The sequence below is a fragment of the Streptomyces ortus genome, assembly GCF_026341275.1.
GTDB classification, from domain to species: domain Bacteria; phylum Actinomycetota; class Actinomycetes; order Streptomycetales; family Streptomycetaceae; genus Streptomyces; species Streptomyces ortus.
In genome coordinates, this window is the sequence record NZ_JAIFZO010000002.1 from 2,480,810 (window position 1) to 2,493,521 (window position 12,712).

15 protein-coding genes are annotated in these 12,712 nt (G+C 70.9%); 6 read left to right on the plus strand and 9 right to left on the minus strand.

The window, feature by feature from the left end; genetic code table 11:
• Positions 1 to 3 precede the first annotated feature (3 nt).
• Complete coding sequence (locus tag K3769_RS14210) at positions 4 to 588, plus strand: hypothetical protein (protein ID WP_267026798.1); 585 nt, start codon at positions 4 to 6, stop codon at positions 586 to 588.
• A 4-nt stretch (positions 589 to 592) separates the two neighbouring features.
• Here K3769_RS14210 and K3769_RS14215 read toward each other — a convergent pair whose 3' ends face one another.
• The 5 genes from K3769_RS14215 to K3769_RS14235 form a co-directional block, all read right to left on the minus strand.
• Positions 593 to 967, minus strand: coding sequence for a roadblock/LC7 domain-containing protein (locus tag K3769_RS14215; RefSeq protein ID WP_267026799.1), 375 nt, complete (start codon positions 965 to 967; stop codon positions 593 to 595).
• Positions 968 to 1,060: 93 nt separating this feature from the next.
• Positions 1,061 to 1,585, minus strand: coding sequence for a roadblock/LC7 domain-containing protein (locus K3769_RS14220; RefSeq protein WP_308216333.1), 525 nt, complete (start codon positions 1,583 to 1,585; stop codon positions 1,061 to 1,063).
• Entirely contained in the window at positions 1,582 to 2,373 is a 792-nt protein-coding gene (locus tag K3769_RS14225) for a transcriptional regulator (RefSeq protein WP_267031366.1), read from the minus strand. Before K3769_RS14225 ends, K3769_RS14220 begins: the two co-directional genes overlap by 4 nt.
• Before the next feature lie 140 nt (positions 2,374 to 2,513).
• Entirely contained in the window at positions 2,514 to 2,912 is a 399-nt protein-coding gene (locus K3769_RS14230; protein ID WP_267026801.1) for a hypothetical protein, read from the minus strand.
• A 198-nt stretch (positions 2,913 to 3,110) separates the two neighbouring features.
• On the minus strand, positions 3,111 to 4,472 hold the full coding sequence (locus tag K3769_RS14235) for a type III PLP-dependent enzyme domain-containing protein (RefSeq protein ID WP_267026802.1): 1,362 nt from the start codon (positions 4,470 to 4,472) through the stop codon (positions 3,111 to 3,113).
• Between the two features lie 174 nt (positions 4,473 to 4,646).
• On the opposite strand from K3769_RS14235, the gene hutU reads away from it, so the two are divergent.
• From hutU to hutI, 4 genes are all read left to right on the plus strand, one after another.
• On the plus strand, positions 4,647 to 6,320 hold the full coding sequence (hutU, locus tag K3769_RS14240) for a urocanate hydratase (protein ID WP_267026803.1): 1,674 nt from the start codon (positions 4,647 to 4,649) through the stop codon (positions 6,318 to 6,320).
• Positions 6,321 to 6,430: 110 nt separating this feature from the next.
• Positions 6,431 to 7,690 (plus strand): allantoate amidohydrolase, encoded by a 1,260-nt coding sequence (locus tag K3769_RS14245; RefSeq protein WP_267026804.1) that lies wholly within the window; start codon positions 6,431 to 6,433, stop codon positions 7,688 to 7,690.
• A 5-nt stretch (positions 7,691 to 7,695) separates the two neighbouring features.
• On the plus strand, positions 7,696 to 9,063 hold the full coding sequence (locus K3769_RS14250) for a formimidoylglutamate deiminase (RefSeq protein WP_267031367.1): 1,368 nt from the start codon (positions 7,696 to 7,698) through the stop codon (positions 9,061 to 9,063).
• Positions 9,064 to 9,113: 50 nt separating this feature from the next.
• A complete protein-coding gene (hutI, locus tag K3769_RS14255) occupies positions 9,114 to 10,301 on the plus strand; it encodes an imidazolonepropionase (RefSeq protein WP_267026805.1) in 1,188 nt (395 codons plus the stop codon).
• Between the two features lie 19 nt (positions 10,302 to 10,320).
• Here hutI and K3769_RS14260 read toward each other — a convergent pair whose 3' ends face one another.
• Positions 10,321 to 10,758 carry a cytidine/deoxycytidylate deaminase family protein gene (locus tag K3769_RS14260; RefSeq protein WP_267026806.1) on the minus strand — a complete coding sequence of 146 codons (438 nt, stop codon included), beginning with the start codon at positions 10,756 to 10,758 and terminating at the stop codon, positions 10,321 to 10,323.
• A 118-nt stretch (positions 10,759 to 10,876) separates the two neighbouring features.
• Between K3769_RS14260 and K3769_RS14265 the strand changes: the two genes are divergently transcribed.
• The gene (locus tag K3769_RS14265) at positions 10,877 to 11,287 is read left to right on the plus strand and encodes an Imm10 family immunity protein (RefSeq protein ID WP_267026807.1); all 411 of its coding nucleotides are present in this window, start codon (positions 10,877 to 10,879) and stop codon (positions 11,285 to 11,287) included.
• A 99-nt stretch (positions 11,288 to 11,386) separates the two neighbouring features.
• Here the strand turns inward: K3769_RS14265 and K3769_RS14270 are convergent, their stop codons facing one another.
• From K3769_RS14270 to K3769_RS14280, 3 genes are read right to left on the minus strand one after another with little or no spacing between them, the layout of a single operon-like run.
• On the minus strand, positions 11,387 to 11,587 hold the full coding sequence (locus K3769_RS14270; protein WP_267026808.1) for a DUF397 domain-containing protein: 201 nt from the start codon (positions 11,585 to 11,587) through the stop codon (positions 11,387 to 11,389).
• A 22-nt stretch (positions 11,588 to 11,609) separates the two neighbouring features.
• Positions 11,610 to 11,810: a DUF397 domain-containing protein gene (locus tag K3769_RS14275; RefSeq protein ID WP_267026809.1), complete on the minus strand. Its 201-nt coding sequence runs from the start codon at positions 11,808 to 11,810 to the stop codon at positions 11,610 to 11,612.
• Between the two features lie 7 nt (positions 11,811 to 11,817).
• Positions 11,818 to 12,669: a helix-turn-helix domain-containing protein gene (locus K3769_RS14280; RefSeq protein ID WP_282566173.1), complete on the minus strand. Its 852-nt coding sequence runs from the start codon at positions 12,667 to 12,669 to the stop codon at positions 11,818 to 11,820.
• Between the last annotated feature and the right edge of the window lie 43 nt (positions 12,670 to 12,712).

Genomic DNA, 12,712 nt, shown 5'->3' on the forward strand with positions numbered 1-12,712 from the left:
ATCGTGGCGCGCGGAGGGCAGGGACTTGCTCGGGTGGCCGTCGTCGTACGGGCCGGAGCGGCACCGCTGGGCTGGCTCGGGGTCGTCGCGGCGGGGGTGGGCGTACTGGTGCCCGGGCTCACGGGACGGCGGATCGGGGTGCTGGCCGGAGCCGCGCTCTTCCTGATCATGGCGGTGGCCGTCCTGCTGACGCACCGGAAACGGTACGTGGCACTCGCCCGCGGCGCCGACCGCGCGAGCAAGCACGACGTACTGCAGGACCGGGCGGTGTCCGTACGGAACTGGCGTCGGGGGCACCGCTGGTGGGCACTCCTCGCCTTCGCCGCGGCCCTGGGGTCGGCGTTCGCCGTGCCGGCCGCCGGCGGGATGCTGCTCGCCGGGGCCGGAGCGGGCCTGCGTCTCAAGGCGGCCTGGATCGGCCGGCTCGAACGGGCGGCCGAGTCGCTCCTGTGGGTGCGGGTCGACTGGCTCGGCCGCGGTGCGGGCGTTCCGGCGGGCAAGCGCGTCAAGGGCTACCGGACCACCGGAATCGCCGCGGGCGACGCCGCACCCGGTGGGGCGCGGCGTCGGAGCGGGGTACTGGTCTGATCCCTCAGACCTCCAGGTCCCCTTCGATCTTCTTCAACTGGTGTCGTGCCATGGCCAGGTTGGCGCGTTTGGCGTCGAGCACCAGGTAGAGGAAGAGGCCGTTGCCGCCCCGGCCCTTGATCAGCCGGATCAGGTGGTACTGCTCGGACAGCGTGATCAGGATGTCCTCGATCTCGCCCTTCAGACCCAGGTGCTCCATCGTGCGGATCTTGGCGCGGACGACGTCGGTGTTGCCGGCCGCGGCGACCGTGAGGTCGAAACTCTTGCTGCCGCCGATCGTGCCCAGCGCCATACCGGTGGTGTAGTCGACGAGAGCGGCTCCGGTCGAGCCCTCGATGGAGGCCAGGGTCTCTTTCAATGCGGTCTCGGTGTTGGCCATGGTGATGCCGGTCCTTTCGGTTCGGTTCAGTTCAGTTCGCGTGCTGACTCGGATTGGTTCAGGTTGGTTCGGGCCGGTTCGGTGCGAGCGGGCTCAGCGGCCTTCACCGGTCGGTCCGGGAACCGTGCGCGCGGTACGCGCGGTTCTGGTGCGGGGCGTGAGGGCCTTCTGGGCCGGCCGCGCCGCCGGGGCCGGCTGGGCTTCGACGGCGGCCTCGACGAGTTCGCCGATCCGGGTGCCGGAGCGGCGCCCTTCGAGGTGCAGCCGGCCGACGTTCGTCCGGTCGCCCGCCAGCAGCGTCAGTACGGCGGAGGGTCCCGCCGCGTAGGTCGCCACATAGCCGTGCTCGCCGCGTACCAGCAGTTCGCGGAAGTCGCCCCGTCCGGTCGCGTCCGCCACGCGGAGGGCGACCCCCAGTGCGGCGGCGGTGAGGGCGGCCAGCCCCTCCGGCTCCACGCCCGGAGTGTCCTGGGCCAGTACCAGGCCGTCGACGCTGGCCGCGAGCGCGCCCGTCAGCTGGGGCACCCGGGCCCGCAACCGGTGCAGTTCGTCGAGGACTTCGGCCTCCGCCGCCATCAGTTGTCTCCTCTCGGCACGCTGTCGGAGCGCGCGGATCACAAGGCCTCCAATGCGTCTCTGAGCCGGCGCAGCAGGGCCACGTCGGGATCCGCCGACGCCTGCGCGGCCTGCGCCGCCTGCGCGGTCGCAGTGGAGACGGGGGACAGGGGGGACACCGGGGGTGCGGTGGTCTCCGGTGCCCGGCACTCGACCGTCCGCGCGCGGGTCGTCACGATCCCGGCGGCGGCCAGCCGGCGGACGTCGACCAGCGTGTGGAAGCCCGGCCGGCCCAGGACCCGTGAGATGTCCGAGACCGTGCGCTCCCCGTCCACCTGGTCGAGAACCGTGCGCTGGCGCGGCGGGAGGGCCGCGTCGACGGCACGGGCGGTCCGGACGAGTTCCGCGGTGTCCGTGTCCGGATCCGGCCATATGCGGTGCAGCAGCGCGCGGCGCCGCAGCGTCTCGCGCTCCACCGCGTCCACGGTCACCGGGCGTACGGGGCCTATCCAGTGCGCGACCCCGTACCTGAACCGCGCCGGGCCGCTGCTCGCGCCGAGTGTGAAGAACGCGGCGTCGTACAGCGCCCCCAGGTGGCACAGCTCCAGGGCGCCCTCGGCCAGTTGTCCGCTGTCCACCAGGAACCGCCCGACGCGGCGTTCGGCGCCCGCCTCCGAGACCGCCTCCCACCAGCCGTCGGAACCCAGTGCCCCACGGCTGGTGAGCAGGATGTCCAGCCCGGGGGTCGCGGGGCTCTCGGCGTGCACTACCTGGCCCTCGACCAGGTACAGCACCCCGCGGTCCCGTGTCAGTACGCCGGTGGCGCGCTCCTCCGCGAGCCGGCTGAGCATGGGACTGAGCACAGGCACGGGCGGGGCCCCGCCCGGCCGGTCCGCCCCGTCCAGACCGACGGGCGGGCCGACGGACGAGTCGACGGGCGGGCCGGGATCGGGTCTGTCCAGTCCCGGCAGGGGACTTGCTTCCATCGTGGTCACCCCACCACCAGCCGTTCCGCCATCTCGCCCAGGCGTATTCGGGCCAGGGCGAGATTGCCGTCCGAACGGCCCAGCCACAGATGCAGGAACACACTGCTGTCGAAGGTCGTCCGCACGAAACGCAGGACGTGATAGCTGTCCCTGTTGCTGATGATGAGGTCTTCCACCGGCGGCGTGCCGCCGGACCAGTCGGCTCCTTCCTCGGGTGCGAAGGCCTTGTGTTCCGCGGCGAGCCGGGCGAGTTCCGCCGCCTCGGCCGCGGTGGCCTCGTGATCCCCGTTCGGTGAGTCCCCGACCGTGCCCAGAGCCAGTCCGCTGGTCCAGTCGACCACCGAGGCCCCCCGGGCTCCGGGCAGTCTCATGGCCTCCAGCAGGCACTCGTCGATTCCGGGCACGGTGCTTCCCTCCCGCCCGTCGGTTCAGCTGAGTGACGAAGAAGATACGCAGCGTGTGCTTGACGAGTGAGAGATAAGGCATTTTCCCGTGGAACATGCCATTTGCTGGCTAGTGTGGGTCGATTGCCCTGAAGACAATCAGACCTTAGTGCTTTTACCGGTTCGCGGATTCATGCCCTTCGCACCGGTTTGCCGGTTTCACGCCGATCGCATGGGGTTCGCGCCGGTCAGCGCGTCCGCGTGTGCTCCTCCCGACTCCGCCACGAGTTCGTCGATCGTCTGTGCCGCGCGGACCGTCGCGAACCGCACCCCGCCCGCCCCGTCCGGACCGAAACCGTGGACGGCGGGCCGCGCGAGCGAGTTGTAGCCGTAGTGGTGCGCGAAGTAGTACGCCCCCGTGTCCAGCGCGGCGGCGTAGTCGCCCTGGTCGAGCAGCGGCATCGTCCGGCCCTCCGCCAGCAGGTCGCCCGCGAAACAGGCGGGCCCCGCCACGTCCTGCACCACCCCGGGCCCCGTCTTCGGCCGCCCCTCGGCGTCGTACGCGGCCACCCGCAGCGGCCAGGACTCGGGCGCGTACACCGTGCGGGCCGCCACCTGGACCCCCGCGTGCGTCACCGCGATGGCCCGCCCGCCCGCCGACTTCGCGTACTCGACGCGCGCCAGCACCACGCCGTGCTTGGCGAGCAGCGACCGCCCGAACTCCGTGACCAGTCCGTAGCGTCCGTCGAACAGTCCCGGCACGGTCGACGCGAGCAGGCTTACGTACTCCTCGTACGTCGGGGTGTGGACGTCCGAGCCGAAGTTCACCGGCAGCCCGCCGCCGATGTCGAGCGTGTCGATCCGCCGCCGCCCGGCCCGCTCGTTGATCTCCTCCGCGAGCCCGTACGCCTCGGCCACCCCGCGGGCCATCAGCTCCAGCGGCATCCCCTGCGAACCCGAGTGGGTGTGCAGCCGGGTCAGCCACGGCCGGTCCAGGTATGCCCGCACCACCCACTCCCGAGCGCCCTCGTCGCGCAGTGCGACGCCGAACTTCGAGGTCGCCGTCGCCGTGGACAGCGCTCCGATCGAACCTCCGCCGACCTGCGGGTTCACTCGCAGCCCCAGAGGGGAGCGGGTCGACGCCGACCCGACCAGCGCGTCGATCCGGGCCAGCTCCTGGGGGTTGTCCGCGTTGACCGCGATGCCCAGCGCGAGCGCCTCCCGCAGCTCCGAGGGGGTCTTCGCGGGCGAGTCGAGGACCGTACGGGACGGGGGCACGCCGGCCGCGCGGGCGAGGGCGAGTTCACCCGGACTCGCGACCTCCATGCCGATGCCCTCCCGGTGCAGCAGCCGCAGCACGGGCACGAGCGGGGTGGCCTTCACGGCGAACGCGTGCAGCACGGGCGTACCCGGTGCGGTCACCGCGTCGAAGGCCGCCCGGAGGGCCGCGACGGAGGCCCGGATTCCGGTGATGTCGAGGAGGGCGACGAGGGGGGCGGAGGGTCCGACGAGCCCTTGCTCCACGGCGGCGCGGACGGCTTCGTGACGGCGCGCGGCCCCTGGATCTGTATGTGCAGACATGCATCCAGCCAAACACCCGCGCGGCGCCCTTGCCGGACCGTGAGGTATTGACTAGTTCTATTCAGGTGATCAGGATGTGAATACCTGCTATATCGCCGTACTGCTGCACCGTCGTACGAACGGCATCATCCGGAGTGCTGACCGCAGTACTCACCCGTCGCCAGGAGGCAGACCATGTCAGGACCCCGCCCCGTCCGAGCACCGCGCGGTACGGAACTGAGCGCCCTGGGATGGCAGCAGGAAGCCGCGCTGCGGATGCTGCAGAACAACCTCGACCCCGAGGTCGCCGAGCACCCCGACAAACTCGTCGTCTACGGCGGCACCGGCAAGGCCGCCCGCGACTGGCGCTCCTACGACGCCATGGTCCGTACGCTGCGAACGCTGAAGCAGGACGAGACGATGCTCGTCCAGTCCGGCCGCCCCGTCGGCGTCATGCAGACCCACGAGTGGGCGCCGCGTGTCCTCATCGCCAACTCCAACCTGGTCGGCGACTGGGCGAACTGGGAGGAGTTCCGCCGCCTCGAAGCCCTCGGCCTCACCATGTACGGCCAGATGACCGCCGGTTCGTGGATCTACATCGGCACGCAGGGCATCCTCCAGGGCACCTACGAGACCTTCTCCGCCGTCGCCGCGAAGAAGTTCGGCGGGACGCTCGCCGGGACCATCACCCTGACGGCCGGCCTCGGCGGCATGGGCGGGGCCCAGCCGCTCGCCGTGACGATGAACGACGGCGTCGCGATCTGCATCGACGTCGACCCGCGGGCCATCGAGCGCCGCATCGAGCACCGGTACCTGGACGTGCGCGCCGACTCCCTGGAGCACGCCCTCCAGCTCGCCGTGGAGGCGCGGGACGCCCGCCGCCCGCTCTCCATCGGCCTGCTCGGCAACGCCGCCGAACTGCTGCCGCGGATGCTCGCCGAGGGCGCCCCGATCGACATCGTGACCGACCAGACCTCGGCCCACGACCCGCTGGCCTACCTGCCCGTCGGTGTCGAACTCGACGACATGGCCGCGTACGCCGCGAAGGACCCGGCCGGCTTCACCACCCGGGCCCGTGAGTCCATGGCGCGGCACGTGGAGGCCATGGTGGGCTTCATGGACGCGGGCGCCGAGGTCTTCGACTACGGCAACTCCATCCGTGGCGAGGCCCAACTCGCCGGATACGAGCGGGCGTTCGCCTTCCCCGGGTTCGTGCCCGCCTACATCCGGCCGCTGTTCTCCGAGGGCAGGGGCCCCTTCCGCTGGGCCGCCCTGTCCGGTGAGGCGTCCGACATCCACAAGACGGACAAGGCGATCCTCGACCTCTTCCCCGAGGCTGAGTCCGTTCAGAACGCGTCCCTGCACCGCTGGATCAAGCTGGCCGGCGAACGCGTCCACTTCCAGGGCCTGCCCGCCCGGATCTGCTGGCTCGGCTACGGCGAGCGGGACAGGGCGGGCGAGCGCTTCAACGACATGGTCGCCTCGGGCGAACTGGCCGCGCCCCTGGCCATCGGCCGCGACCACCTCGACTGCGGCTCCGTCGCCTCCCCGTACCGGGAGACCGAGGCCATGCTCGACGGCTCGGACGCGATCGCCGACTGGCCGCTGCTGAACGCGATGGTGAACGTGGCCTCCGGCGCGTCCTGGGTGTCCATCCACCACGGTGGCGGTGTGGGCATGGGGCGGTCCATCCACGCGGGGCAGGTGTCGGTGGCCGACGGCACGAAGCTTGCCGGGGAGAAGATCCGGCGTGTGCTGACCAATGACCCCGGGATGGGTGTCATCCGGCATGTCGACGCGGGGTACGACATCGCGGAGACGGTCGCCGATGAGCGTGGCGTGCGGGTTCCCATGCGGGAGGGCGAGTGAGCGGGTCGTTGTCCGGCGGGGGTTCCGGCCCCGGGCCCGCCCAGGGGCTCCGCCCCCGGACCCCCGATCGGCCTGAACGGCCTCGTCCTCAAACGCCGGACGGGCTGAAAATGCCGGACGGGCTGAGTGGGGTGGGTTCCTCCTTTCTTGGGATGTGGGGGGAGTTGGCGGGTATCGGGCGGCATTCCGGGTCCGGGGGGTATCGGCGGTTCGCCTGGACCGGGGCCGATGCCGACTGCCGGGCCTGGTTCCAGGCGCAGGCGGAGGCCCGCGGGCTCACCCTCGAACTGGACCGGAACGGGAACCAGTGGGCCTGGCTCGGCGACCCCTCGGCGGGGGACGCCGTCGTCACCGGGTCCCACCTCGACTCGGTGCCCGACGGCGGTGCCTTCGACGGACCCCTCGGCGTGGTGTCCTCCTTCGCCGCGCTGGACGAACTGCGCGGCCGGAACGCGAGGTTCACCAGGCCCCTCGCCATCGTGAACTTCGGCGACGAGGAAGGCGCCCGCTTCGGGCTGGCCTGTGTCGGCTCGCGGCTCACCGCCGGGGAACTCACCGTCGAGCAGGCGCACCGGCTCACCGACGCCGACGGGATCACCCTCCCGCAGGCGATGGAGGCCGCGGGCCACGACCCGGACGCCATCGGGGCCGACCCCGAACGCCTGGCCCGTATCGGCGCGTTCGTAGAGCTGCACGTCGAGCAGGGGCGCGCCCTCGACCTGACCGGCGACCGGGTCGGCGTCGCCAGCGCCATCTGGCCGCACGGCCGGTGGCGGTTCGACTTCCGGGGCGAGGCCAACCACGCGGGCACCACCCGCCTCGTGGACCGCCGCGACCCCATGCTGTCGTACGCCGAGACCGTGCTCGCGGCCCGCCGGGAGGCCCGGCTCGCGGGCGCCGTGGCAACCTTCGGCAAGATCTCCGTCGAGCCGAACGGCGTCAACGCCATCCCCTCCCTCGTCCGCGGCTGGCTCGACTCCCGCGCAGCCGACCAGGCGACCCTCGACACGGTCGTCCACGGCATCGAGAAGGCGGCCCGCGAGTACGCCGACGCGCACGGCATCCACCTCGATGTGGTCCGGGAGTCGTTCACCCCCGTCGTCGAGTTCGAGCACGCCCTGCGGGACGAGATCGCCCGTCTCCTGGGCAAGGAGGACGGAGGGAAGAGCGCGCACCTGAACGTGCCCGTCCTCGGAACCGGCGCGGGACACGACGCCGGGATCCTCTCCGGTTCGATCCCGACCGCCATGCTGTTCGTACGCAACCCCACGGGGGTGTCGCACTCGCCGGCCGAGTACGCCGCCGAGGACGACTGCGTGGCCGGGGTGACCGCACTCGCCGACGTACTGGAAGGGCTGGCCTGCAAGTGAGCGAGCTGAACGTGAGCGCGCGAGGCACGACGTACTGGCTTGAGCACGCCTGGCTCGACTCCTACGTGGAGCCGGGCGTGGCCCTCGACGTGGGGACGGACGGCCGGATCGCCGCCGTCCGCACGGGCATCGACGGTCCACCTCCGGGTGCGGAGATCCTGCGCGGTCTGACGCTCCCCGGCCTCGCCAACGCCCACAGCCACGCCTTCCACCGGGCCCTGCGCGGCACCGTCCAGGTCGGCTCCGGCACGTTCTGGACCTGGCGCGAGATCATGTACTCCGTCGCGGACCGGCTCACCCCGGACACGTACCACGCGCTCGCCCGCGCGGTGTACGCGGAGATGGCGCTCGCCGGGGTCACGGCCGTCGGCGAGTTCCACTACGTGCACCACGCGCCGGGCGGCACCCCGTACGCCGACCCGAACGCGATGGGCGAGGCGCTCGTCGAGGCCGCCGCCGAGGCGGGCATCCGCATCACCCTCCTCGACACCGTCTACCTCGCCGCCGGCCTGGTCGACGCGCGCAGGGGACAGCCCCCGAACCGGCACCAGCTCCGCTTCTCCGACGGCACGGCGGAGGCCTGGGCCACACGCTGTTCAGTTCTCAAGGACCGGGATCACGCGCGGATCGGGGCCGCCGTCCACTCCGTACGGGCGGTGCCCGCGGGGCAGTTGGCGACGGTGGCGCGGTGGGCCGAGGAGCGGCGGGCCCCGCTCCATGTGCACCTGTCCGAGCAGACGGCGGAGAACGACGCCTGCCTGGCGGCGCACGGCCGCACGCCCACGCAGCTGCTCGCCGACCACGGGGTGCTGGGCCCGCGCACCACGGGCGTGCACAACACCCACCTCACCGGCGAGGACATCGCGCTGCTCGGCCGCTCCGGGACCGGCACCTGCATGTGCCCGACCACCGAGCGCGACCTCGCCGACGGCATCGGACCGGCCGTCGCCCTCCAGCAGGCGGGCTCCCCGCTGTCCCTCGGCTCCGACAGCCACGCCGTGATCGACCTGCTCGAAGAGGCCCGCGCGATGGAGCTGAACGAGCGCCTGCGCAGCCGCACCCGGGGGCACTGGACCGCGGCGGCGCTCCTTCGCGCCGCCTCCGCCGACGGTCACGCGGCCCTCGGCTGGGCCGACGCGGGCACGCTCGAAGCGGGTGCGCTCGCCGACTTCACGACGATCGCGCTCGACTCCGTCAGAACAGCGGGGACGCTGCCGCGGCTCGGGGCCGAGACGGCCGTATTCGCCGCGACAGCGGCGGACGTGCGGCACACCGTCGTGGGCGGCCGGCACGTCGTACGCGACGGGGAGCACGCGCTGATCCCGAACGTGCCGCAGGCCCTGGCGGACGCCGTCGAAGCGCTGCGCACCTGAACGCCGGCTCAGCACTTGTCCCTGCCGCCCCCATCGCCCCGAAGGACGCCATGAGCAGCAGTACCGGCAGTACGACCCTCATCACCAACATCGCCAGTCTGGTCACCAACGACTCCTCTCTCGGTGACGGATCCCCGCTCGGTCTGATCCAGGATGCGGCCGTCGTCATCGACGGCGACCGCATCGCGTGGACCGGTGACTCAAGAAAAGCACCCGCCACTGACAATCGGGTCGACGCCGGTGGCCGCGCGGTCATCCCCGGCTTCGTGGACTCCCACTCGCACCTCGTCTTCGCGGGCGACCGCACGCAGGAGTTCAACGCCCGGATGTCCGGCCGGGCCTACAGCGCCGGCGGCATCCGGACGACCGTCGCCGCCACCCGCGCGGCGAGCGACGAGGAGCTTGAGCGCAACCTCACCCGCTATCTCGCGGAGGCGCTGCGCCAGGGCACGACCACGTTCGAGACCAAGTCCGGCTACGGGCTGACGGTCGAGGACGAGGCGCGGGCGCTGCGGATCGCGTCCGCGCACACCGACGAGGTCACCTACCTCGGCGCGCACATCGTCTCCCCGGACCTCGCGGACGACCCCGCCGCGTACGTCGCGCTCGTCACCGGCGAGATGCTGGACGCGTGCGCCCCGTACGCGCGGTGGATCGACGTCTTCTGCGAGAAGGGCGCCTTCGACGGGGACCAGGCCCGCGCGATCCTCACGGCGGGGCGGGCGAAGGGGCTGCACCCGCGCATCCACGCCAACCAGCTCTCGTACGGCCCCGGTGTGCAACTGGCCGTCGAGCTGGACGCGGCCAGCGCGGACCACTGCACGCACCTGACCGACGCGGACGTGGACGCGCTCGCGAGCGGTGACACGGTGGCGACGCTGCTCCCGGGCGCCGAGTTCTCCACCCGCGCCGCGTGGCCGGACGCCCGCCGGCTCCTCGACGCGGGCGTAACGGTCGCCCTCTCGACGGACTGCAATCCGGGCTCGTCCTTCACGTCGTCCGTCCCGTTCTGCATCGCACTCGCCGTACGGGACATGGGCATGACGCCGGACGAGGCGCTGTGGTCGTCCACGGCTGGCGGCGCGGCGGCCCTCCGCCGCACGGACATCGGCCGCGTGGCGGCTGGCGCGTACGCGGACCTGACGTTCCTGGACGCCCCGAGCCACGTCCACCTGGCGTACCGGCCGGGGGTGCCGCTGGTTTCAGAAGTGTGGAGGCACGGAGTCCGTACGGTCTGACCTGCGGTCGTCTGGGCTGTCAGCTTGGGCCGGCAGGTTCAATTTGCTCGGCGTCGAGTTGGTGGTCCGCCCAGACGTAGCTCTCGGGCAGCAGGTGGGTGATGGGGACGGTTCGGGGGCCGTCGTCCGCGACGATGATGACGTTGAGGGCGGGAAAGTAGTCGAGAAGGACCTGGCGGCAGCGGCCACACGGGGGCACCACCCCGCGGTCGCGGTCACCCACGGCGACGATGGTGTCCAGGTCGTAGATGCCCTGGGTGGCTGCCGCACCGATGACGACCAGCTCGGCGCAGGGGCCTCCGGTAAAGTGATAGGCGTTTACCGCGGTGACGATCCGGCCGTCCTCGGCGCGGGCCGCAGCCGCCATGGTGTGGTTGTCGCCCTGACAGCGAGTGGCCGCGATGTGTGTCGCTGCCCGGATCAATTCATGGTCGACGAGGTCGGCCTGCGTGGTCATCTTCTCTACTTCCATACGGTGTCAGGCGACGTCGGACTCGGCGGCGACCGTCTGTGGGAGCCGGTCGTCGCTGCAGCAGTACAGGGTTGCGAACGGGGGCTTCTGCTAGAACCCAGGCATGACGTACAGATTCACAGCTCGTGCGGTAGTTGCAGAGGTCGACGAGGACAACGACATCATGCAGGCGGGTGTCGCCGAAGACGACGATGGCGAAGGTTTCTTTCTTCTGTTCATGAGCAACATCGGCGAACCGTCCCGTCAGAATGTGGCGCTAGGTCTCGACACGCACTGCCTGGTGACACCGGATCAGGGCACCGCTTATGGCTGTGCCCGCGTGGTGACGCTGTCCGACAATCTGCTCACCGTGTCGTTGCAACCTGCTGCCCTGGATGACCTGGAGCTGGCGGATACGGAGATCGAGGCTTTGCTCGAAGTTCCGCAAGAGGACATCGAGCGGCTGCGGGAAGTGCTGGCGCAGGTGCTGACGTTCGGGCGAGAGGATGCTCGTCCCCGACGTGCCGACCTCTAGTCCTGGTCTTCGTCGTCAGTCGCCGGTTGCGGGAGTTGCTGGCTTGGGGTACGCCACCCTCCGATGGCCGCTCGGATCTCGCCGAGAAGCGGGTGCTGATCAAACGGTTGTACCGACCGTTCCTGCCTTGACTCCGCGTATCAGGTGGGCCAACGGAGCGATGATGGTGCTGAGTTCGGTGCCAGGGGAGTCGCTCTCGCGGAGGTGAACGGTCCCGGGGGACACGGCGATCTCGACGCAGGTGTTTCCCTCACCGCCGTCCGAGAACGTGGACTTCTGCCAGTGCAGGGCGTGGCTCATGGGGTGCCTCACAGTTCCTTTGTCAGGCTGTCGCATCGAACAAGCCCGACTTCACCCCGCGTATGAGATGTGCCAGTTGTGCGGAGGACGTGATGAGTTCGGTTGACGGGACGTCGCTCTCGCGGAGACGGACGTGGTCTGCGTGGGTGGCGATCTCGACGCAGGTGTTGCCGTCGCCGCCCCCGGAGAAGGTGGACTTTTGCCAGCGCAGCGCTTGGGTCATGTGCGGCTCACAACTCCTTGGTCATACGGTGGATGAAGTCCCGTGACGCCCTGGGTTCCAGCGTCATCTCCTCGACTTTACGGAAAAGTGTTCGGAGCTGCCTGAGTTGTGTTTCTGCATCGATGAACATGGTGCCGGTGGGGAAATCGCGGAGGACGGTTTCCAGTTGAGGCACCGGGCCTCCCACGTACATCATGGAGGCGTCGGCGCCGGCGAAGCCGTCCTGGTTCGTCGGGATGATGCGGACGGTGACGTGGCCCTGCTCGATCTTGTCGAGGATCTGCTGGAGCTGTACGCGGGACGCCTGGCGGTCGGCCACGCGGATGCGCAGGGCGAACTCGTGTATCAGCGTCTCGTACGGCGTCGGGTCGTCGCCCTCGATGACGACGCGGCGCCTCATCCGGTGTTCCACCCGAGGAGCCAGCTTGCTCTCGGGCAGGCCGGGGACCATGTACGTGTAGACCGCCCGGGCGTAGTCGGCTGTCTGCAGGAGCCCCGGCACGTGGGTGATCACCACCTCGCGGAGAGACGTCGCGTGGTGCTCCACCTCGGCGACGTCTGCGAACACCGGCGGCAGCACCCCTCGGTACTCCTCCCACCAGCCCCGTGTGCGGTCGGTCGCCATCGTGATGAGGGCATCGATCAACGCCTCGTCCGTGCAGGCGTAGTGGGCGGCGAGGCGTCGTACGCGTTCGGCGCTCACGCCTGCGACGCCGGACTCGATCTGGCTCATCTGGACGGCGTCGGCCCCGAGCAGCGCGGCGGCCTCCCGTGATTTCATGCCTGCTGCCTCGCGCAGTTTGCGCAGTTCAGCGCCTAGCCGCAGCCTGCGGGCCGTGAGGTGCCTCTTGGGTGGCAACCGGCGCCTCCTCGTCTCAACTGGGCGGTGGACGTACCTCGTT

Coding starts and splice junctions, on each gene's coding strand:
- K3769_RS14215 (WP_267026799.1), bottom strand. CDS start 967: ATGGCCAACACCGAGACCGCATTGAAAGAGACCCTGGCCTCCATCGAG.
- K3769_RS14225 (WP_267031366.1), bottom strand. CDS start 2,373: ATGCTCAGCCGGCTCGCGGAGGAGCGCGCCACCGGCGTACTGACACGG.
- K3769_RS14235 (WP_267026802.1), bottom strand. CDS start 4,472: ATGTCTGCACATACAGATCCAGGGGCCGCGCGCCGTCACGAAGCCGTC.
- hutU (WP_267026803.1), top strand. CDS start 4,647: ATGTCAGGACCCCGCCCCGTCCGAGCACCGCGCGGTACGGAACTGAGC.
- K3769_RS14245 (WP_267026804.1), top strand. CDS start 6,431: ATGCCGGACGGGCTGAGTGGGGTGGGTTCCTCCTTTCTTGGGATGTGG.
- hutI (WP_267026805.1), top strand. CDS start 9,114: ATGAGCAGCAGTACCGGCAGTACGACCCTCATCACCAACATCGCCAGT.
- K3769_RS14260 (WP_267026806.1), bottom strand. CDS start 10,758: ATGACCACGCAGGCCGACCTCGTCGACCATGAATTGATCCGGGCAGCG.
- K3769_RS14265 (WP_267026807.1), top strand. CDS start 10,877: ATGACGTACAGATTCACAGCTCGTGCGGTAGTTGCAGAGGTCGACGAG.
- K3769_RS14270 (WP_267026808.1), bottom strand. CDS start 11,587: ATGAGCCACGCCCTGCACTGGCAGAAGTCCACGTTCTCGGACGGCGGT.
- K3769_RS14275 (WP_267026809.1), bottom strand. CDS start 11,810: ATGACCCAAGCGCTGCGCTGGCAAAAGTCCACCTTCTCCGGGGGCGGC.